This is a genomic window from Streptomyces sp. NPDC085596 (assembly GCF_044541565.1).
Lineage (GTDB): Bacteria > Actinomycetota > Actinomycetes > Streptomycetales > Streptomycetaceae > Streptomyces.
Genome location: NZ_JBITTC010000010.1, coordinates 232,209 through 250,839 on the forward strand (window position 1 = coordinate 232,209; position 18,631 = coordinate 250,839).

Sequence of the window (18,631 nt, forward strand, 5' to 3'; positions counted from 1 at the left end):
GGGGTCCTGCGGGAAAGAGACAGGGACCTGCGTCCCCCTCCGAACGCAGGTCCCTCGATTCTCACCGTTTTCTTGATCCCGGTGCCTGGTTCGATGCGCGAGGACGGCCGGGGGTTGTAGCGCGGCCCCGCATTTCGATGTGGCGTCGATCACATGTGGGGGCGGGCATGACGAAGGGCCCCGCGGGACTCGGCCGCGGGGCCCTTGTCGGCGGCACCGGCGTCAGGGAGGTGTGCCGGTGCCGGGGAAGCGGCGCCGGGGGGTCGCGCCGCCCGCCTCGGTGGTCCCGCACCTGAGGGCGGTGGGGGTGGTGCGGGGAGGGTGCCGGGGTGTGCGCGGGGGACATGGGGGAGGGTGCGCCGCGTACCGCACGCCCTGAGGCGTCCGCGGCCGCCGGCCCGGCACTGGTTCATGTGTGCAGTTGTCCGCCGGACGGCTCCGGGCGTCCCCGGAGCCGGCCGTTTCTCCTGGGTGACCGGGCTGCTGTCCCCTGCCGTCCGGTCACTTCTCCGGGACGAGGTCCCACGGCGTACGGCACGACCCGTACCCCTCATCGCCCCGGCGAGCCACGCGTGGTTCTGTCGGGCCCGCCCCTGGCTGGCACGGACAACGGGCTCAACGAAGCCGTGCGCGAGCCGGTCACGCGCCGTACGGGTGAGAGCGGCACCGAACTCAGATACGACCCCGGCACAGCTCCAGCAGGGTCATGGCGAGCGCCGTGCCCGGCTTGCCGAGGGCGTCCCGGTAGCGGCCGAGGATCTCCATCTCGCGCGACAGGCTCACCCGGCGCCCGCCGGAGGCGATCCGGGTCCGCTGGACCACGGAGGAGACGGCCATCCGCTCCTGGACGAGACCGATGATCCGGTCGTCCAGCGCGTCGATCCGCTCACGGGCGTCGTCGATGGTCCGCTCCGGCTCGGTGTGCGGGGTGGCAGTGGTCATTCGGGGCTCCTGGTGCTCATGGCCGCCCCGGACCGGCAGGACCCGGAAAGACGACAGGCGCTCCGGGCCTTGTCGGCCCGGAGCGCCTGTCGGAAGTCGCTTGTTATGTGCTCAAGCAGAACGACCATGGCAGCCGGCGGGCCCGGTGCCATAGGTAAAGCGGAAGGTCGTCTGGGTGAACACGGGGTCAGTATGCCACGGCTGCCAGTCACCCCGGACCGGCTGTGGACATCGCCCTCCGGCATCGGGGAGGGGGTCGGCGCCCACCCCGTTAGAATCGGTCATACAGACCCCCGCCCAACCGCCGGAAGGCACCCCGTGTCATCAGCGACCCAGTCTGCCGCCGCCCCCGACACCGTCCTGGTCGTCGACTTCGGCGCGCAGTACGCCCAGCTCATCGCCCGTCGCGTCCGCGAGGCGCGGGTCTACAGCGAGATCGTGCCCAGCACCATGCCGGTCGCCGAGATGCTCGCCAAGAACCCCGCGGCGATCATCCTCTCCGGAGGCCCCTCCTCCGTCTACGCGGAGAACGCCCCCCAGCTCGACGGCGCCCTCTTCGAGGCCGGCGTCCCCGTCTTCGGCATGTGCTACGGCTTCCAGCTGATGGCGCAGACCCTCGGCGGCACCGTCGACAACAGCGGCGCCCGTGAGTACGGCCGTACCGGCTTGCACGTCTCCAAGTCCGGCTCCACCCTGTTCGAGGGCACCCCGGACGAGCAGCCCGTGTGGATGTCCCACGGCGACGCCTGCTCCGCCGCCCCCGAGGGCTTCACCGTCACCGCCTCCACCGACGTGGTTCCGGTCGCCGCCTTCGAGAACGACGAGAAGAAGCTCTACGGCGTCCAGTACCACCCCGAGGTCATGCACTCCACGCACGGCCAGCAGGTGCTGGAGCACTTCCTGTACCGGGGCGCGGGCCTGACCCCGTCCTGGACCACGGGCAACGTCATCGAGGAGCAGGTCGCCGCGATCCGCGAGCAGGTCGGCGACAAGCGCGCCATCTGCGGCCTGTCCGGCGGCGTGGACTCCGCCGTCGCCGCGGCCCTGGTCCAGAAGGCCATCGGCTCCCAGCTGACCTGCGTCTACGTCGACCACGGCCTGATGCGCAAGGGCGAGACCGAGCAGGTCGAGAAGGACTTCGTCGCGGCCACCGGCGTCCAGCTGAAGGTCGTCGACGCCGAGGAGCGCTTCCTCAAGGCGCTCGCCGGGGTCTCCGACCCCGAGGAGAAGCGGAAGATCATCGGGCGCGAGTTCATCCGCGTCTTCGAGCAGGCCCAGGCCGAGATCATCGCGGACGAGGGCCCGGCCGTGGAGTTCCTGGTCCAGGGCACCCTGTACCCGGACGTGGTCGAGTCCGGCGGCGGCACCGGCACCGCCAACATCAAGTCGCACCACAACGTCGGCGGCCTCCCCGAGGACCTCGAGTTCCAGCTCATCGAGCCGCTGCGCAAGCTGTTCAAGGACGAGGTCCGCATGGTGGGCCAGGAGCTGGGCCTGCCCGAGGAGATCGTCCAGCGCCAGCCCTTCCCCGGCCCCGGCCTCGGCATCCGCATCGTCGGTGACGTCACCAAGGACCGCCTGGACCTGCTGCGCGACGCCGACGCCATCGCCCGCGAGGAGCTGACCGCCGCCGGTCTCGACCGCGAGATCTGGCAGTGCCCGGTCGTGCTGCTCGCCGACGTCCGCTCGGTCGGCGTCCAGGGCGACGGCCGCACCTACGGCCACCCGATCGTGCTGCGCCCGGTCTCCTCCGAGGACGCCATGACCGCCGACTGGTCGCGGCTGCCGTACGACGTCCTCGCGAAGATCTCCACCCGGATCACCAACGAGGTCCGCGACGTCAACCGCGTCGTCGTCGACGTGACCTCCAAGCCGCCGGGCACCATCGAGTGGGAGTGACCCCGGCGCCGGCCCGCTGACCGGCGCCGCCCGAGGTGGAACGGCTCCGGCCGTTCCACCTCTTTTTGGTACCCCGGCCTCTTTTGGTACCCCGCCACCCGACGGTAACTTCCGGTCCGTAAAGCACCCCAGCGCTGGAGGACTCATGCACCGGCCCACCCCTCCCTCGCCGCTGCCCACCGACAAGCTGCGGTTCGCCATGCCGCCCATGCACGAGTCGGTCGACGACGAGCGCCGCCACCGCAAGGAACGCCTCGCGGGCGCCCTGCGCCTCTTCGGGCGCGCCGGGTTCGAGGACGGCGTGTCGGGCCACATCACCGCCCGCGACCCGGAGTTCAGCGACTGCTTCTGGGTCAACCCCTTCGGGATGCCCTTCCGGCACGTCACCGTGAGCGACCTCGTCCTGGCCAACAAGGACGGCCAGGTCGTCGAGGGCCGCTACCACGTCAACCAGGCCGCCTTCACCGTCCACGCGGCGGTCCACGCGGCCCGCCCGGACGTCGTCGCCGTCGCCCACTGCCACTCCGTCCACGGCCGCGCGCTCGCCGCCCTCGGTGAGGTCCCCGACCCCATCACCCAGGAGAGCTGCGCCTTCTACGAGGACACCGCGCTCTACGACGCCTACACCGGCGTCACCGTCGACGCCGAGGAGGGGCGCCGCATCGCGTCCGTGCTCGGCTCCCGCAAGGCCCTCGTGCTGCGCAACCACGGCCTGCTCACCGTGGGCGACTCGGTCGACGCGGCTGCCTGGTGGTTCATGTCCATGGAACGGTCCTGCGAGGTCCAGCTCACCGCCGAGGCCGCCGGCCGTCCCGTCCTCATCGAACACCGGCAGGCGGTCGCCACCCGCGAACAGCTCGGCGGCGACCTCGTGGCCTGGATCAACTACCAGCCCCTGTGGCAGGACATCAGCCAGAGCGAACCCGACCTCCTGAGCTGAGCTGTTCGGACAGACGTGCGACTGGGTCAGCAGGATGGGCGGTCCTTTCCGCCCGACGTGGACCGGCGAACCCCGGCCGCCCGGCGTAGGGCACAATTCGCTTTTGTCAAAGGGGAGTTGCGCGGCCGAGCATGCACAGTGGGTGACGGCGGCCGCGTCTTGGGTCTCGGGTAGCGGTAGCGGTAGCGGGGAAGGCGGGCGTCGGTCGTGGCGGTGCAGGAGGCGAGGCAGAGCGCGGCAGCGGACGGCGCGGGGGCCCATGGAGGCGGCTGTGCGTGCGGGGACTGCCCGCACGGGGCGCGCGAGGGGCACCGCCGTGCCCTCGCCGCCTTCAGGCGCGGCCGGGACGAGTTCGCCGCCGGACGCGGGCTGCCCCCGGCCGTGGCGCACTCGGCCTCGGCGTCCCGCCAGTGGATCTCCGCCGAACTGGCCCAGCGGGCCGAGGCGGTCGCCGAGCGGGGCCGCGCCGAGGGCGACGCCTGGCTGGCCGGGCTGTGGACCCGCACGGCGTTCCTGGCCTGGGGTGCCGTGGTGGTCCTGCTGCTCGCCCAGGCCCTCACCGCGATCGGCGCGGGCTGGAGCAGCGCCCGCACCGCCGGACTGCTCGCCGCGGTGGCCGTGTCGGGCGCGCTGACCCTCGCCGGCTTCTTCCACCGGGCGCGGGGCGGGGCGCTGGCCCCGATGATCGGCGAGGACAACCGGATGTCGACCTCCCGCACGGTCGCGGCCTGCTGGGTGCTCTTCGTCGCCTACGCCGTCCTGCTGCTGGCGGGCCGGCTCGCCGCCGCCTCCCACCCCGCCGAACGCGACGCCCTCCTCGCCGGTCTCGACCTCGCCCGCGGCGCGGGCGTGGTGACCGTCCTCGCCGTGGTGTGCGGCATCTCCGTCCTGGTGCGCCGGGTGGTCGGACTCCGCGTCCTCGGTCAGCGGCTCCAGAAGGTCCCCGCGCACCGGCCGCGCGCCGCCGACCTGCTCACCGACGACGCGGGCCGGGGCGCCTTCGCCGACATCCAGTACGTCGTCATCAGCGCCGTCGCCCTGGTCTTCGCCGCCGTCCGCCTCGGCCGCCACCCCGACCAACTGCCCGACCTGCCCTGGGGGCTGGCCGTGCTGGTGCTGATCTCTGCGGCCACCTACCTGGCGGGCAAGTACGCCGAGGGCGGCCGCCCGGTGGTCCTCTCCGTGGTCCGCGCCCGCGAACCCGGCGACCTGGACGGGCCGATCCGCACCGGGGACGACATCGAGATCCGGGGCACCGGCTTCGTCCCGCCCGGCGCCCAGGGCGCCGACCACCTCGCCCGCATGGTCGTCCGCATCGGCGCGGTCGACGTCCATGTGCCCCTGATCCCGGTCGCCGGAGGCTTCCGCAACCCCACCGACAGCATCCTCACCGTCCCGGTACCGGTCGAGGTGGAGCCCGGCGCGGTGGAGGTGCAGGTGGTGACGGCCGCCGGGCTGGCCACCAACCGCTACCCCATCGAAGTGACGGACTGAGCCCCCCACGCCCCCGTACGGTGCGCCGATATCCGGAAAACCTCCGGGGGAGGATTGAACCGGCTCCCTTCGTCATACGTATCGTCGTGTGAGGGGTCCGGCACGGCGGGCGAGAGGCGAATGAAGTGATGACTCACGGTATGCGGACGGACACGCGCACCTCCCATCTCGACGGAGACCGTGACTGGCGGGCCACCGCCACCCGTTACGCCCTCCTCCCACTCCGGATCTTCCTCGGTGTCACGTTCGTCTACGCGGGCCTGGACAAGCTCACCGACAGCGCCTTCATGAAGGCCGGCGGCGCCGGTTCGCTCGGCGACACGATGCGCGCGGTCCGGGACTCCTCCGCCATCCCGGCCCTCGTCGACCTGGCCCTGAAGAGCCCCGTCGGCTTCGGCTACGCCATCGCCTTCGGTGAGCTGGCCGTGGGCATCGGCATCCTGATCGGACTCCTCGGCCGGCTGGCCGCCCTGGGCGGCGCGCTGATCTCGCTGAGCCTGTGGCTGACCGTCAGCTGGGCCTCCAGCCCCTACTACTACGGCAACGACCTCGCCTACCTGATGGCCTGGCTCCCCCTCGTCCTCGCCGGCACCCCCTATCTCTCCCTCGACGCCTCCCTCCGGGACCGCCGCCGACGCCGGTCGGGCGGCTACCGCTAGAGCCGGGCGGGGAGGGGCTGGAATAGGGCTGGGCGGCGCTTGGCGGGGCCGGGCCGGGCCGGGCGGGGCCGGGCCTGGCGGGGCCGGGCCGGGCCGCCCTCAGACCTTCTCGTCCTCCGCGCCGCTCCGTCTGCGTATGGCGCGGGTGAGGGCGGTGGTCAATCCCGCCAGGAACAGGCCGCCGACGGCCAGGGGGACCGCCGTGAACCAGGGCACCTCCCACAGACCGCGCACGTCCCCCAGGTAGAGGGCGCCCGCGACGGTGAGGCAGATTCCGCCGACCAGCCGTCCGGGCTGGAACTCATGACGCAGCACGGCTGACCTCCACCTGTCCGACGCCCACATGCAGATCGATCCGCAGCACGCCCGTCTCCTTGGTGCTCTTGTCCGGGGCCAGGTTCGCCGTCTCGTGCCTGCCCGGCCGCACGTCCACGTCCTTTCCGTCGTCACCGGGCAACCGGATGTCGCCCACCCCCACGTCGATACTCAGCACCGCGGTCGCGTCCGCCGGGACGATCACTCTCAGCCGGCCCGCTCCCAGTCCCGCCCTGGTGGCCACCGTCTGGTCCTTGGTCAGGTGGAGCTCGGTCAGGTCGAGGGTGGCGGAGCCGGACCCCAGCTCGTAGACGGGGCGGACGTCCGCCGTGGCCGCCGGCCGCCAGGCCGTGTGCCTCCAGTGGGAGGTGACATCGCTCGGCAGCGCGGCACTTCCGGCCAGCAGCAGCGCCGTGATCAGGGCCAGGAAGGCGGACCCGCCTCCCGTGCGCCCGAGGAAGGCGCTGACGGCTATGCCCAGTCCGAACACCACCAGGGCGCAGGCCAGTCCGGTCTGGAGGCTGGTGGCCAGCGGGCGCGTCTCCCAGGTACGGCTGCCGCCCAGGCCGCCCGCCAGCAGGGCGAGCAGGAACACCCAGCCGCTGATCCAGCGTGGTCCCCGAGACTTGGACCGCTTGTCGCCCGGTATACGGCCGGCGAGGGAGTGGGGCCAGGGGAGCCGCATGACGAAGTCGAGGGGCGGGGAGGGCATGACGTGCTCTTCGTAGGCGTCGCCGGGGCCCCAGAAGTACCCGGTGCCGCCGACGTGGGTGCCGTCCTTGACGATCGGGTCCCGCCACCAGGAGGGCCCGCTGTAGTAGATCGGCGGTGCCTGGGTCTCCGGCGGGGCGTCTGCCGCCGCCTGCGCGGCTATGGGGTGGCCCCTGGGCGACTTCGGCTCGTCACTCGGGGAGGGGGCGGGGTCGGTGGTGGCCCGGTGCCGTGACCAGTACCCGGCCCCGGCCAGCAGCAGGGAGAGCACCACGGCGAAGGTCAGCACCCCGCCGTTGCGCAGCGTGGTCAGGATGACCCCGCAGCCGATCAGGGCGAACAGGACGGCGGCCAGCGCCTGCCCGTCGACCCGGCCGGTCAGCAGTTTGCGTACCTCGTTCTCCTCCTCGTCGTCGCACGGCACGAGGAGCCAGGCGAAGCCGTAGAAGACGAGGCCGATGCCGCCGGTCGCGGCCAGCACGGCCAGGGTGATGCGGAAGATCACCGGGTCCATGTCCGTGTGCCGGCCGAGGCCCGCGCACACACCCGCGATCGTCTTGTGCCGCCGGTCGCGGCGGAAGCGGCGGGGGGCCTCGGCGGTGCCGGGCCGATGCCCTGCCGCGGTGCCCGCTTCCGCTGTGTCCTGCACACCCGAGTTCTTCGCTCCCGAGTCCCTCACACCCGAGTCCCTCACTCCTTCACCTCCTCTCTCCGCGCCCTGCGCTCCGGCGGGCGTCTCCTGCGCATCCGTACTGTCTGCCTGGTCCGGACCCGTCCGCTCCGTCGCGGCGGGTGCGGCATCCGTCGGCCCGGTGCCCGAGGCCGGGCGTGGGCCGGAGCCGGGTCCCGGACCCGTCGCGGCGTGCTCGTGATCCGTCATGTGTCCATGGTGACGGTCCGGGAGCCGTCAGGGCAGTCGGGTCGACCCTGGTCGAACCCTGAAATCGCCCCTGAGACGGGACGGGAATCTGTTCGACTCCGGGTCTCCGCTCCGGGCCACGCTCCGGCCGGTGCGGTCTGCCGGAGATCCCGGTGCGGTCTGCCGGAGATCAGGGAAACCCCGGCGAAGATCAGGGGAGTCTCGGGGGACGACCCTGATGCCCCGGCACCCACCGCCGTGTGACCATCGTTGGCATGCCGGAAGCCGCAGCACTCCCACTCGAAGACCCGCGGCCGCCGCGCAAGCTCTACCGCAGCGGTGACGGTCGCTGGCTGGGCGGAGTGGCGCGGGGCCTCGCCGGGCATCTCGGGCTGCCCGTGGTGTGGGTGCGGCTGGCCTTCGCCGGCCTGTTCATGGCGAACGGCCTGGGCGCGCTGCTGTACGCCGCGTTCTGGTTCTTCGTCCCGCTCGGGGTGGGCGGTGTGGGCGACCACAAGCCCGCCTCGCTGGTCGGCACCGAGACCTCGCCGGACGGGCGCCGCAGACTGGTGGCCCGTAAGCCCGACAAGGGGCAGATGGTCGCCCTGCTCCTCATGGTCATCGTGTCCATCGTCTTCCTGGGCAGCGTCAATCTGACCAACACGGCCAAGGCGTACCTGGTGCCGGCCGTGCTCGTCGCGGCCGGCGTCGCCCTGGTGTGGCGTCAGGCGGACAACGCCCGCCGGGCCCGCTGGGTCGAGGTCGGCAGCCACCGGCGCACGCTCACCCTGCTCCGGGCCGGCGTGGGCGTGCTGCTGGTCACCGCCGGGGTCTCCGCCATCTTCGTGATGCAGGTCTCCGCCGCCCACCTGGGAGCGGTGCTGGAGGCCGCACTCGCCGTCCTCGTCGGCATCACCCTGCTCGCCGGTCCCTATCTCGTCCGCGTGACCCAGGACCTGTCCGAGGAACGCCTGATGCGCATCCGCGCCCAGGAGCGGGCCGAGGTCGCCGCGCACGTCCACGACTCGGTGCTGCACACCCTCACCCTGATCCAGCGCAACGCGGACAACGCGGGCGAGGTGCGCCGCCTGGCCCGGGCGCAGGAACGGGACCTGCGCACCTGGCTGTACAAGCCGGAGGGCACCGGCAAGGACGAGGCCGACGAACCGGACACGGTCGCGGAGGCGGTGCGGCGCAACGCGGCCGAGGTGGAGGACAAGCACGGAGTGCCCATAGAGGTCGTGGTGGTGGGCGACTGCCCTCTGGACGACCGGACGAGCGCGCAGATGCAGGCCGCGCGCGAAGCGATGGTGAACGCCGCCAAGTACGGTGGCGAAGGCGGTGCCGTGCAGGTCTACGCCGAAGTCGAGGGCCGTACGGTCTTCGTGTCCGTCCGCGACCGGGGGCCTGGCTTCGACCTCGACTCCATACCCGCCGACCGCATGGGGGTCAGGGAGTCGATCATCGGGCGTATGGAGCGCAACGGCGGTACGGCCCGGCTGCGGTCGGTGCCGGACGTCGGCACGGAAGTCGAGTTGGAGATGGAGAGGGCGGAGAAGACGGCATGAGTGACGCGACCGAGGCGAACGGCACGACGGGGGAGGCGGAGGTGGCCGATCCCGGACGCGACACCGCGGAGCCGGCGGAGGCGGAGGGCACGGCCGGGCGCCGTGTCCGGGTGGTGCTCGTGGACGACCACCGCATGTTCCGCACCGGGGTGCAGGCGGAGATCGGGCAGACCGCGCGGACCGGGGTCGAGGTGGTCGGCGAGGCCGCGGACGTCGACCAGGCGGTCTCGGTCATCACCACGACCCGGCCCGAGGTGGTCCTGCTCGACGTCCATCTGCCCGGCGGCGGCGGGGTCGAGGTCCTCCGGCGCAGCGCGGCCCTGATGGCGGACCCCGAGCAGCCCGTGCGCTTCCTCGCGCTCTCGGTCTCCGACGCGGCGGAGGACGTGATCGGGGTGATCCGGGGCGGGGCGCGCGGCTATGTCACCAAGACCATCACCGGGTCCGACCTGATCGACTCGATCTTCCGCGTGCAGGAGGGCGACGCCGTCTTCTCGCCCCGGCTGGCCGGGTTCGTGCTGGACGCCTTCGCCTCCACCGACGCCCCGCCGGTCGACGAGGACATGGACCGTCTCACCCAGCGCGAGCGTGAGGTGCTGCGCCTGATCGCGCGTGGCTACGCGTACAAGGAGATCGGCAAGCAGCTGTTCATCTCGGTGAAGACGGTCGAGTCCCATGTCTCGGCGGTGCTGCGCAAGCTCCAGCTGTCCAACCGGCACGAGCTGACCCGCTGGGCGACGGCCCGCAGGCTGGTCTGACCCCGAGGGCCCCTTACGGAAGTCCCCGACGGAACCCCCAGGGGGCGCGGCTCCGCTCAGGCCACCCGAGTCGCTCCCGCGAACGGCATCTGGTCGATGGGCGCCACCCGGACCGGTGCCGAGGGGTTGGGGGCGTGGATCATGCGGCCGTTGCCGACGTACATGCCCACGTGGCTGATCCCGGAGTAGAAGAACACCAGGTCGCCGGGCTGGAGCTGGGACCGGGAGACGCGCCGGCCCGCGTTGATCTGGGCGTAGGTGGTGCGGGGGAGGGAGATGCCCGCGGAGCGGTAGGCGGCCTGGATCAGGCCCGAGCAGTCGAAGGCGTTCGGGCCGGTCGCGCCCCAGACGTAGGGGCTGCCGAGCTTCCGGTAGGCGTAGGCGACGGCCGCCGAGGCACGGGAGTCGGGCGCGGTGGCCCGGCCGGTGGGCGCGGCCGTCCGCCTGGAGGACGCCTTGGCGGGGACGGCCGGAGCCGGGGCGGAGCGGCCGCCGGTGCCGGTGCGGGTGGCGCGGGCCAGTGTCGCGGGGGCGCCGCTGGTGGCCTTGGCGCGCTCGGGCGGGGTGAGCCGTTCGAGCAGGTGCCGGGCCTGCTTGAGCTTGGTGGTGACGGTGTCCTTCTGCCGCTTCAGCTCGGCCTGCCGGGACCGTACCGACTGCGCCTCGACGCGGGCCGCACCGCGTAGCTGCTCGATCTCCCGGAGCTGGGCGCGTACGCGGGCCACCTGCTTGGCCTGGCGGTCACCGGCGCGTTCGGCGAAGGCCGCGCCGTCCAGGTAGCGGTCGGGGTTGCTGGAGAGGGCGAGCTGCCAGCTCGGGGCGATCGCGCCGTCGCGGTACTGCGCGGCGGCGAAGGAACCCAGTGCGCCGCGGGCGGTGTCGAGTCTGGTCTGCCGGCGGGCGGTCTCGTCGCGCAGGGAGTTCAGCCGGTGCTGGGCGGCGCTCGCCTTCTCGTGTGCGCCGTTGTACTTCTCGGTGGCGGTCTCCGCCTCCTGGTACAGCCGGTCCACCTTGCTCTTGACCTGGGCCGTGGTGAGTTGCGGCTCGGCGTGTCCCGTTCCGTCGAAGGCCGTCGCGGTCGCCGCTCCCGCCAGGGCGAGAGTGGCGGCCGTGCGGGCCGTGTTGCCGCTGAGTGAGCGCGCTCGGAGCTTTCGGTGCGCTGCCACCTGGACCGTCACGTCCTTCCATGGGACTCGTGCGGCCGAGGACGCCGTGCCCCAGCGGGGCCGGTGTCCGGCGGCCGTCCGCACAGGGGAGACGGCGGCCGACGGACGGTCCTCGGCGGTGATGTCCGGCTGCCGCCCCTGGTCCGGGCGGCTGTGGGGAGCCGGTCACCTGGGGGAGGACGCTAGGCCGGATGGTGACGGGTCGGTAACGCGTGTACGGAACTGTCCTCGACGGACCGGGCAGCGACCGTGTTTGACCGGAATACCGGGGTGAAGGAGTCGCCTTCCCGCAGCGGGATGATCAAAGAGAGGAAGACGGGACCCGAGGGAGGCAGGAGGTGCTACAGCCCGCGAGCGGGTGAGATCCACCGGGGCCGCGAGCCGGACGCGGGGCCGGTACGGGGGTGACGGGGTGTCCCGAACTAGGCTCGCTTTTTATGACCGTACTCATCCATGTCTTCGTCGGCCTGCACATCATCGGCATCGCCGCGCTGCTCGGCGGCTTCCTCACCCAGATGAAGGCGATGGGCCGGGGTACGGCCCGCTTCGTGCCCGCCATGCTGCACGGCGCGATCACGATGCTGGTCACCGGCGTGGTGCTGGTCGGCCTCAACGAGGCGGACGGCCACCACGTCAACAACATCAAGATCGGCATCAAGCTGGCCCTGCTGATCGTGATCCTCGGTCTCGTCTATGTGAAGCGCGACGAGGAGACGGTCGACAAGGGCATGTTCGGGCTGGTCGGCGCCCTGACCACGGCGAACATCTTCATCGCCGTGCTGTGGACGTGACGTCCGGCGCTCCCGCCCCCTGGGGCCCGGTGCTCCCGCCGCGCGCCGCGAGCACCGCACCCAGGGCCGCCGCCAGCCACACCGCGACCGCCACCCACACCAGCACCTTCCCCGGTCCGCTCAGCCAGGCCACGTCCAGGGCGGCCGCGACCGCGAGGGTCGCCGCCGCCGTCATGCCCATCGAGAACACCGTCGCCCACCGCAGCAGGCCGTAGCGCGGCCGGGGGCGTGCGAGCTCGGCCAGCACCAGGGCGGCGTAGCAGGCGAGGTCCAGCACCAGCAGGATCACGGTCACCTCGCGCAGGACGCCGCTGTCGTCCTTGTTCCACAGATACAGCCGCGGGCTGTCGGCGGAGATCAGCCGGGCCCCGGCCAGCGCCGAGATCGACAGCGCGCCGCCCGCGATCCAGTGGTCGCCCGGCCCCTGAAGCACCTGGCGGGTGTCGAAGCGGGGCAGGGCCAGCGCGTAGAGCAGCAGGCCCAGCCAGAACAGCACCAGCGCGGTGTGCGCGAGCCACGCCGTCGCCTCCGCCCCCGCCAGCGTGGCCGCCAGCACCGCGAGCGCCTGTGTGGCCACACAACACATGAACACTGTGCCCGGCATGCGCTGCCCCCAGTGCCGTAGGACGGCGATGATCAGGACCGGCCAGAGCAGTGCCGCCAGGGCCAGCAGGGCCTCGGCCAGAGGCTGGACGCCGAGCAGCGAGAACCGGGTGCCGAGCACCGCGGTGGCCGCCACGGCCGTGGGCGCGGCCGGGTCGTGGGCCTCCTCCGCCCAGCGCCCCCGCTGTCCCGCCAGCCGTACCGCGAAGGTGGCGGCGAGGGCCAGCCAGGCGAGGCAGGCCAGTACCAGAAAGATCCGGGACACCACCTCGACGCCCGCCAGCCGCAGGCCGATGGAGACGACGGCGGTCGCCATGACGGCCGTTCCCGCCGCCGGAGGACGCTCCGCCACCCACGTGCGCATACCCGAGATGCCCGACATGTCCTTGATGCTAGGGAGCGGCACGCCCCCGGCGGGGAGGGCACGCGCGCGTGGGGCTCGAAAAAAGAGGACCGGCCCCTGCGGAGATCGTCCCGCCGGGAATCCGGCCATGTTCCCGGGACGGGGACCGGTTGTCGGTGGGGCGCCCTAGACTCGTAGAGCGATGAGCAGCCTCTTTGACGACAGCTTCCTGGCCAGCCTCCAGCCCCCGCGCGGGCACGAGGAGGAATCCGCGCCGCCCGAGGACGAGCACGCTCCGGAGTCGGTCCCGGACGACCTGTTCGGGGGGAAGTTCGACGCGCCCCCGGACCGGGACACCCACTACCGCGACGGCGCCCCGCGCCCCCCGATCGACGCGGCGGCCCTCCTGGAGGGGCTGAACGAGAACCAGCGCGCGGCCGTCGTCCACGCGGGCTCCCCGCTGCTCATCGTCGCGGGCGCCGGTTCCGGCAAGACGCGTGTGCTCACCCACCGCATCGCCCACCTCCTGGCCGAGCGGCATGTGCACCCCGGCCAGATCCTGGCGATCACCTTCACCAACAAGGCCGCGGGCGAGATGAAGGAGCGCGTCGAGCAGCTCGTCGGCCCGCGCGCGGGCGCGATGTGGGTCATGACCTTCCACAGCGCCTGCGTCCGCATCCTGCGCCGCGAGTCGAAGCGGCTGGGCTTCACCTCGTCCTTCTCGATCTACGACGCGGCCGACAGCAAGCGCCTGATGGCCCTGGTCTGCCGCGATCTGGACCTCGACCCCAAGCGCTACCCGCCGAAGTCCTTCAGCGCCAAGATCAGCAACCTCAAGAACGAGCTGATCGACGAGGAGGACTTCGCCGCCCAGGCGACCGACGGCTTCGAGAAGACCCTCGCCCAGGCGTACGCGCTCTACCAGTCGCGGCTGCGCGAGGCCAACGCGCTCGACTTCGACGACCTGATCATGACCACGGTCAACCTGCTGCGCGCCTTCCCCGACGTGGCCGAGCACTACCGCCGCCGCTTCCGGCACGTCATGGTCGACGAGTACCAGGACACCAACCACGCGCAGTACGCGCTGGTCCGGGAGCTGGTCGGGACCGGTGCCCGTGCCGCAGAGGACGCCGACGTGCCGCCCAGCGAGTACGACGTCCCGCCGGCCGAGCTGTGCGTCGTGGGTGACGCGGACCAGTCGATCTACGCCTTCCGGGGCGCGACCATCCGCAACATCCTCCAGTTCGAGGAGGACTACCCGGACGCGACGACGATCCTGCTGGAGCAGAACTACCGCTCCACGCAGACCATCCTGTCCGCCGCCAACGCGGTCATCGAGCGCAACGAGTCGCGCCGCCCCAAGAACCTGTGGACCAACGCGGGCCAGGGCGCCGGCATCATCGGCTATGTCGCGGACAACGAGCACGACGAGGCCCAGTTCGTCGCCGACGAGATAGACCGCCTCACCGACGCGGGCGACGCCAAGGCCGGGGACGTGGCGGTGTTCTACCGCACCAACGCGCAGTCCCGTGTGTTCGAGGAGATCTTCATCCGCGTCGGCCTGCCGTACAAGGTCGTCGGCGGTGTGCGCTTCTACGAGCGCAAGGAGGTCCGGGACGTCCTGGCCTACCTGCGCGTCCTCGCCAACCCCGAGGACTCGGTGCCGATGCGCCGCATCCTCAACGTGCCCAAGCGGGGCATCGGGGAGCGCGCCGAGGCGATGGTCGACGCCCTCGCCCAGCGGGAGAAGATCAGCTTCCCGCAGGCGCTGAAGCGGGTGGACGAGGCGTACGGCATGGCCGCGCGCTCCACCAACGCGGTGCGGCGGTTCAACGCGCTGATGGACGACCTGCGCACCGTCGTCGAGTCCGGCGCCGGACCGGCCACCGTGCTGGAGGCGGTCCTCGAACGCACCGGCTATCTGGCCGAGTTGCAGGCGTCAACCGACCCGCAGGACGAGACCCGGATCGAGAACCTCCAGGAACTCGCGGCCGTGGCGCTGGAGTTCGAGCAGGAGCGCGAGGACGGCGAGCAGGGCACGCTGGCCGAGTTCCTGGAGCGCGTCGCGCTCGTCGCCGACTCCGACCAGATCCCCGACGAGGAGGACGGCGACGGCGTCATCACGCTGATGACCCTGCACACCGCCAAGGGCCTGGAGTTCCCGGTCGTCTTCGTCACCGGCATGGAGGACGGCGTCTTCCCGCACATGCGCGCCCTCAATCAGACCAAGGAGCTGGAGGAGGAACGGCGCCTGGCCTACGTCGGCATCACGCGCGCGCGGGAGCGGCTCTACCTCACCCGTGCCGCGCTGCGCAGCGCCTGGGGCCAGCCGTCGTACAACCCGCCCTCCCGGTTCCTGGAGGAGATCCCGGCCACCCACCTGGAGTGGAAGCGGACCGGTGCCTCGTCCGCGCCCGCGTTCGGCAAGGCCGCCTCCTCGGTCGCGTCCACCCTCTCCTCGTCCCGGTCCCGCTCGTCGGCGGCCGGTGCCTCCGGGTTCGCCACCCGCAGGACCGGCGACAAGCCGGTGGTGTCGCTGGCGATCGGCGACCGCGTCACCCACGACCAGTTCGGTCTGGGCACGGTGGTCGCGGTGGCCGGCGATGGCGACAAGGCGCAGGCCACGATCGACTTCGGCGGCGGCAACGCCAAGCGGCTGCTGCTGCGGTACGCGCCGGTGGAGAAGCTCTAGACAGGACGAGCCCCGCCGGACCGGCGGGGCTCGTCCTTCAGGACAGCGGGGATCAGGTCGGGTCCAGGCCGTGGCTGCGCAGCCAGGGGAGCGGGTCGATGGCCGCGCCGCCCGCCGGGCGGACCTCGAAGTGCAGGTGCGGGCCCGTGGAGTTGCCCGAGTTGCCGGAGTAGGCGACCGGCTCGCCCGCCTTGACGGTGGTGCCGGAGGGGACGCGGTAGCTGGAGAGATGGCAGTACCAGGTCTCCGTGCCGTCCTTCGCCGTCAGGACCAGCATGTTGCCGTAGGCGCTGTTCCACTTGGTCGAGACGACGCCGTCGGTCGCGGCCATCACGGTGGTGCCGTACGACACGGGGAAGTCGATGCCGGTGTGGACGGACATCCAGTTCACGCCCGCCTGCCCGAACTGGGCGCTGAGCCCCTTCTGGAGCACCGGGATGGCGAACTTGGGGCGGAGTCTCTCCTTGAGCGCGGCCTCGGCGGCGGCCTTCTTCTTCTCCAGCGCCTGCTGCGCCCTGAGGTCGATGCGCTCCTGGGTCCGGCTCACCCGGTCGGTGAAGTCGTCGGCCCCGGCGGACAGGGTCCGCAGCTGGGTGTCGAGCTTGCTGTTGGCGACGGACGGCTTCACGGTGTGCGCGTCGGCCGCGGAGGCGGCGGCCTCCTGCGTGTCACCGGTCAGATCACCGACCGAGGCGGCGGCGATCCCGGCCACCCCCATCACACAGGCCGAGGGCACGGCGACGGTCAGCAGGGCGGAACGCTTGGCCGGTGTACGGCGGCGGGAGCGGGCCGCGGCGCGGGAACCGGCTCGCGGTGCCGGGATGACCTCTTCCTGGTCGTCCAGGAGGACGGGCACGGCGGGGAGTTCGCCGGTACCGGTCAACTCGTCGTCCGCGTCGGGGTGTTCGCCGTACTGGTGGTCGGCGTATTCCGCGTACGCGGCGTCGTCCCCGTACGGGTCGTGGGTCACCTGGTCGAAGGTGGCCGTCGCCTGCTGGTCGAACGGCTCCTCGGCCCGCTGGTGCTCGGGCGCCGTGCCGTCGGTGTTCCACTGGGTGGCGTCGTAGGCGCCGGTGTCGAAGGTCTGGGTGCCCCAGTCCCACTGCTGGGCGGGGTCCGGGGTGATCTGCTGCCCTTGCTGGGACCAGGCGTTGGGGTCCCAGGCGCCGGTGTCCTCGGGGGTGCCCTGCGCGGGGACGGTCCAGGCGGCGGTGTCGTAGGCGCCCGTGTCGTGGCCGGTGTGCTGCTGGGCCGCGTAGGGGTCGTGGGCGAGGTGCCCGCCGTCGCCGGTCTGCCAGTGCGTCGTGTCGTACGCGCCCGTGGTGTGCGGGCCGGCCGGATAGCCGCCGAGGTGCGGGTCGGCGGCGTAGGCCGCCTCGCCCAGAGGGAAACCGTTGGCGTCGTAACCGCCGTACGTGGTGAGGTCGTCGTACGGGACTTCCGGTGCTCCGTACGGCGCGTAGTGCGCGTGGGAGGCGTCGGAAGCCGGAGCCGGGGTCATGGTCCCCGACGGGTGACGGTCGTTCACCAACTTCTCTTTCGCCTCGACAACAGGGGCTGCCAGAGCAGTGCGGCGACTGTACCCGGCGGTATGCGGGCGCGACAATCTTCCGCTGGTTTCATGTGGACGGGAAACGGGCATTCGGCCGTGTTTCGGGGTTCGCTGGACGCGAGTTTGGCCCTGTGTTCGAAGAGTGTTCGAGGATCTGTGACGCTGCGTCACCCATGGGAAGCCTGTGACAGGGCCGCCGGCCACTCCGCGTGCCAAGTGTGGAAGTCGCGATGCGAGGGGAGCGGGCAGCGGGCCCACAGTTCGTAACGGTGTGTATCCGCCCCGAAACGCTCCCTCGAAAGGCTCCTCGGCGTCTGCTCAGGCGACGGTGAGGCCGCCGCCCTCCTGTCGCCTCATGGCGGACTCGGAGTCGAGTGCCTCCCGTATCCCCGCCGCCACGGTGGGGTGGACCGGCAGGGCGAGGTGGCCGATGCCGCTCACCCGGATGTTGTGCGCCTCCAGGTCGGGGTGGTCGACGCAGGCCGCCTCCAGCGGGGCCATCACGGAGTCCAGGTCGCTCCAGAAGCTCACGAACCGCGTACGGCAGCCCGGCGCCGGACGGGCCAGCTCCTCGATCACCGGCGAGTCGGGGCGCATCTGCCGCACGATCGGGTGCGCGTTGGCCAGCGGAACCGCGCGTGTCCCGGAGTGCGGGGTGCCCAGGGTGACCACGGTGCGCACCCGGACGTCACCGCCCAGGCACTGCGCGTAGTACCGGGCGATCAAGCCGCCCAGGCTGTGACCCACGATGTCCACCTGGGCGCTGCCGGTGCGCTCGCAGATCTCCTCCACATGCCTGCCCAGCAGCTCGGCCGCCGTGCGGATGTCGCAGGTCAGCGGGGAGTAGTTCAGCGATTCCACGCGCTGCCTGCCGTGCTGGGCGAGGCTGCGGCGCAGCAGGACGAACACCGAGCGGTTGTCGATGAAGCCGTGCAGCAGCACGACCGGCGGCCCGGTCGGGACAGGGAGCCTCGCCGTGCCCGCCGGCGAGGGAAGGGCGGCCTGGCGGCGCTCCTGGGTGAGGCCGGTCGGGTACAGCAGCATGTGACCGGCCAGGATCGCGGCCTCGAGCGCGGTGGCCTTCACCAGCGTGACGGACTCGGAGGCCAGTCTGCCGGGCCACAGACGCCGGCAGATCGGGAGGAAGAGTGGCAATACCCCGGTGACCTTCATTGGCCGACCTCCTGTCGGCACGAGGGGGGCGGCTCTGTCCCCCGCGTGCCCTCATGTCCCACCATGTGATTTCCCCCTCGCCGCGTGCCGTAAAACAGTCGGCTGGGGGATGCTGGAGATAACGTTCGTTCACTTCTCGACAGGTGGCGGAACGTGCCAGGTGTGC

15 protein-coding genes are annotated in these 18,631 nt (G+C 72.0%); 8 read left to right on the forward strand and 7 right to left on the reverse strand.

Annotated features, from left to right (window positions below):
- Positions 1-672: 672 nt before the first annotated feature.
- Positions 673-981 (reverse strand): chorismate mutase, encoded by a 309-nt coding sequence (locus ACIGA3_RS26715; protein ID WP_399720515.1) that lies wholly within the window; start codon positions 979-981, stop codon positions 673-675.
- Positions 982-1,260: 279 nt separating this feature from the next.
- Between ACIGA3_RS26715 and guaA the strand changes: the two genes are divergently transcribed.
- The 4 genes from guaA to ACIGA3_RS26735 all read left to right on the forward strand — a co-directional run bounded on the left by guaA (position 1,261) and on the right by ACIGA3_RS26735 (position 5,934).
- The gene (gene guaA / locus ACIGA3_RS26720) at positions 1,261-2,841 is read left to right on the forward strand and encodes a glutamine-hydrolyzing GMP synthase (protein ID WP_399720391.1); all 1,581 of its coding nucleotides are present in this window, start codon (positions 1,261-1,263) and stop codon (positions 2,839-2,841) included.
- Between the two features lie 145 nt (positions 2,842-2,986).
- The gene (locus tag ACIGA3_RS26725; protein ID WP_399720393.1) at positions 2,987-3,781 is read left to right on the forward strand and encodes a class II aldolase/adducin family protein; all 795 of its coding nucleotides are present in this window, start codon (positions 2,987-2,989) and stop codon (positions 3,779-3,781) included.
- Between the two features lie 207 nt (positions 3,782-3,988).
- On the forward strand, positions 3,989-5,275 hold the full coding sequence (locus ACIGA3_RS26730) for a hypothetical protein (RefSeq protein WP_399720395.1): 1,287 nt from the start codon (positions 3,989-3,991) through the stop codon (positions 5,273-5,275).
- A 140-nt stretch (positions 5,276-5,415) separates the two neighbouring features.
- A complete protein-coding gene (locus ACIGA3_RS26735) occupies positions 5,416-5,934 on the forward strand; it encodes a DoxX family membrane protein (protein WP_399720397.1) in 519 nt (172 codons plus the stop codon).
- Between the two features lie 99 nt (positions 5,935-6,033).
- On the opposite strand, the gene ACIGA3_RS26740 is transcribed toward ACIGA3_RS26735, so the two are convergent.
- Both ACIGA3_RS26740 and ACIGA3_RS26745 read right to left on the reverse strand, forming a co-directional pair.
- Entirely contained in the window at positions 6,034-6,249 is a 216-nt protein-coding gene (locus ACIGA3_RS26740) for a hypothetical protein (protein WP_399720399.1), read from the reverse strand.
- The gene (locus ACIGA3_RS26745; RefSeq protein ID WP_399720402.1) at positions 6,236-7,840 is read right to left on the reverse strand and encodes a PspC domain-containing protein; all 1,605 of its coding nucleotides are present in this window, start codon (positions 7,838-7,840) and stop codon (positions 6,236-6,238) included. Before ACIGA3_RS26745 ends, ACIGA3_RS26740 begins: the two co-directional genes overlap by 14 nt.
- A 254-nt stretch (positions 7,841-8,094) precedes the next feature.
- Between ACIGA3_RS26745 and ACIGA3_RS26750 the strand changes: the two genes are divergently transcribed.
- Together ACIGA3_RS26750 and ACIGA3_RS26755 are read left to right on the forward strand one after the other, a co-directional pair.
- Complete coding sequence (locus tag ACIGA3_RS26750; protein ID WP_399720404.1) at positions 8,095-9,387, forward strand: PspC domain-containing protein; 1,293 nt, start codon at positions 8,095-8,097, stop codon at positions 9,385-9,387.
- Positions 9,384-10,145, forward strand: coding sequence for a LuxR C-terminal-related transcriptional regulator (locus ACIGA3_RS26755; RefSeq protein ID WP_399720407.1), 762 nt, complete (start codon positions 9,384-9,386; stop codon positions 10,143-10,145). Before ACIGA3_RS26750 ends, ACIGA3_RS26755 begins: the two co-directional genes overlap by 4 nt.
- A gap of 56 nt (positions 10,146-10,201) precedes the next feature.
- On the opposite strand, the gene ACIGA3_RS26760 is transcribed toward ACIGA3_RS26755, so the two are convergent.
- The gene (locus ACIGA3_RS26760; protein WP_399720410.1) at positions 10,202-11,311 is read right to left on the reverse strand and encodes an NlpC/P60 family protein; all 1,110 of its coding nucleotides are present in this window, start codon (positions 11,309-11,311) and stop codon (positions 10,202-10,204) included.
- Between the two features lie 437 nt (positions 11,312-11,748).
- Between ACIGA3_RS26760 and ACIGA3_RS26765 the strand changes: the two genes are divergently transcribed.
- A complete protein-coding gene (locus tag ACIGA3_RS26765; protein WP_399720413.1) occupies positions 11,749-12,102 on the forward strand; it encodes a hypothetical protein in 354 nt (117 codons plus the stop codon).
- On the opposite strand, the gene ACIGA3_RS26770 is transcribed toward ACIGA3_RS26765, so the two are convergent.
- A complete protein-coding gene (locus tag ACIGA3_RS26770; protein ID WP_399720415.1) occupies positions 12,080-13,087 on the reverse strand; it encodes a hypothetical protein in 1,008 nt (335 codons plus the stop codon). The genes ACIGA3_RS26765 and ACIGA3_RS26770 overlap by 23 nt on opposite strands.
- 163 nt (positions 13,088-13,250) lie before the next feature.
- Between ACIGA3_RS26770 and pcrA the strand changes: the two genes are divergently transcribed.
- Positions 13,251-15,740 carry a DNA helicase PcrA gene (gene pcrA, locus ACIGA3_RS26775; protein WP_399720418.1) on the forward strand — a complete coding sequence of 830 codons (2,490 nt, stop codon included), beginning with the start codon at positions 13,251-13,253 and terminating at the stop codon, positions 15,738-15,740.
- Positions 15,741-15,792: 52 nt separating this feature from the next.
- Here pcrA and ACIGA3_RS26780 read toward each other — a convergent pair whose 3' ends face one another.
- Both ACIGA3_RS26780 and ACIGA3_RS26785 read right to left on the reverse strand, forming a co-directional pair.
- Positions 15,793-17,268 (reverse strand): M23 family metallopeptidase, encoded by a 1,476-nt coding sequence (locus ACIGA3_RS26780; RefSeq protein WP_399720420.1) that lies wholly within the window; start codon positions 17,266-17,268, stop codon positions 15,793-15,795.
- A 342-nt stretch (positions 17,269-17,610) separates the two neighbouring features.
- The gene (locus ACIGA3_RS26785; protein WP_399720422.1) at positions 17,611-18,465 is read right to left on the reverse strand and encodes an esterase/lipase family protein; all 855 of its coding nucleotides are present in this window, start codon (positions 18,463-18,465) and stop codon (positions 17,611-17,613) included.
- Positions 18,466-18,631 lie beyond the last annotated feature (166 nt).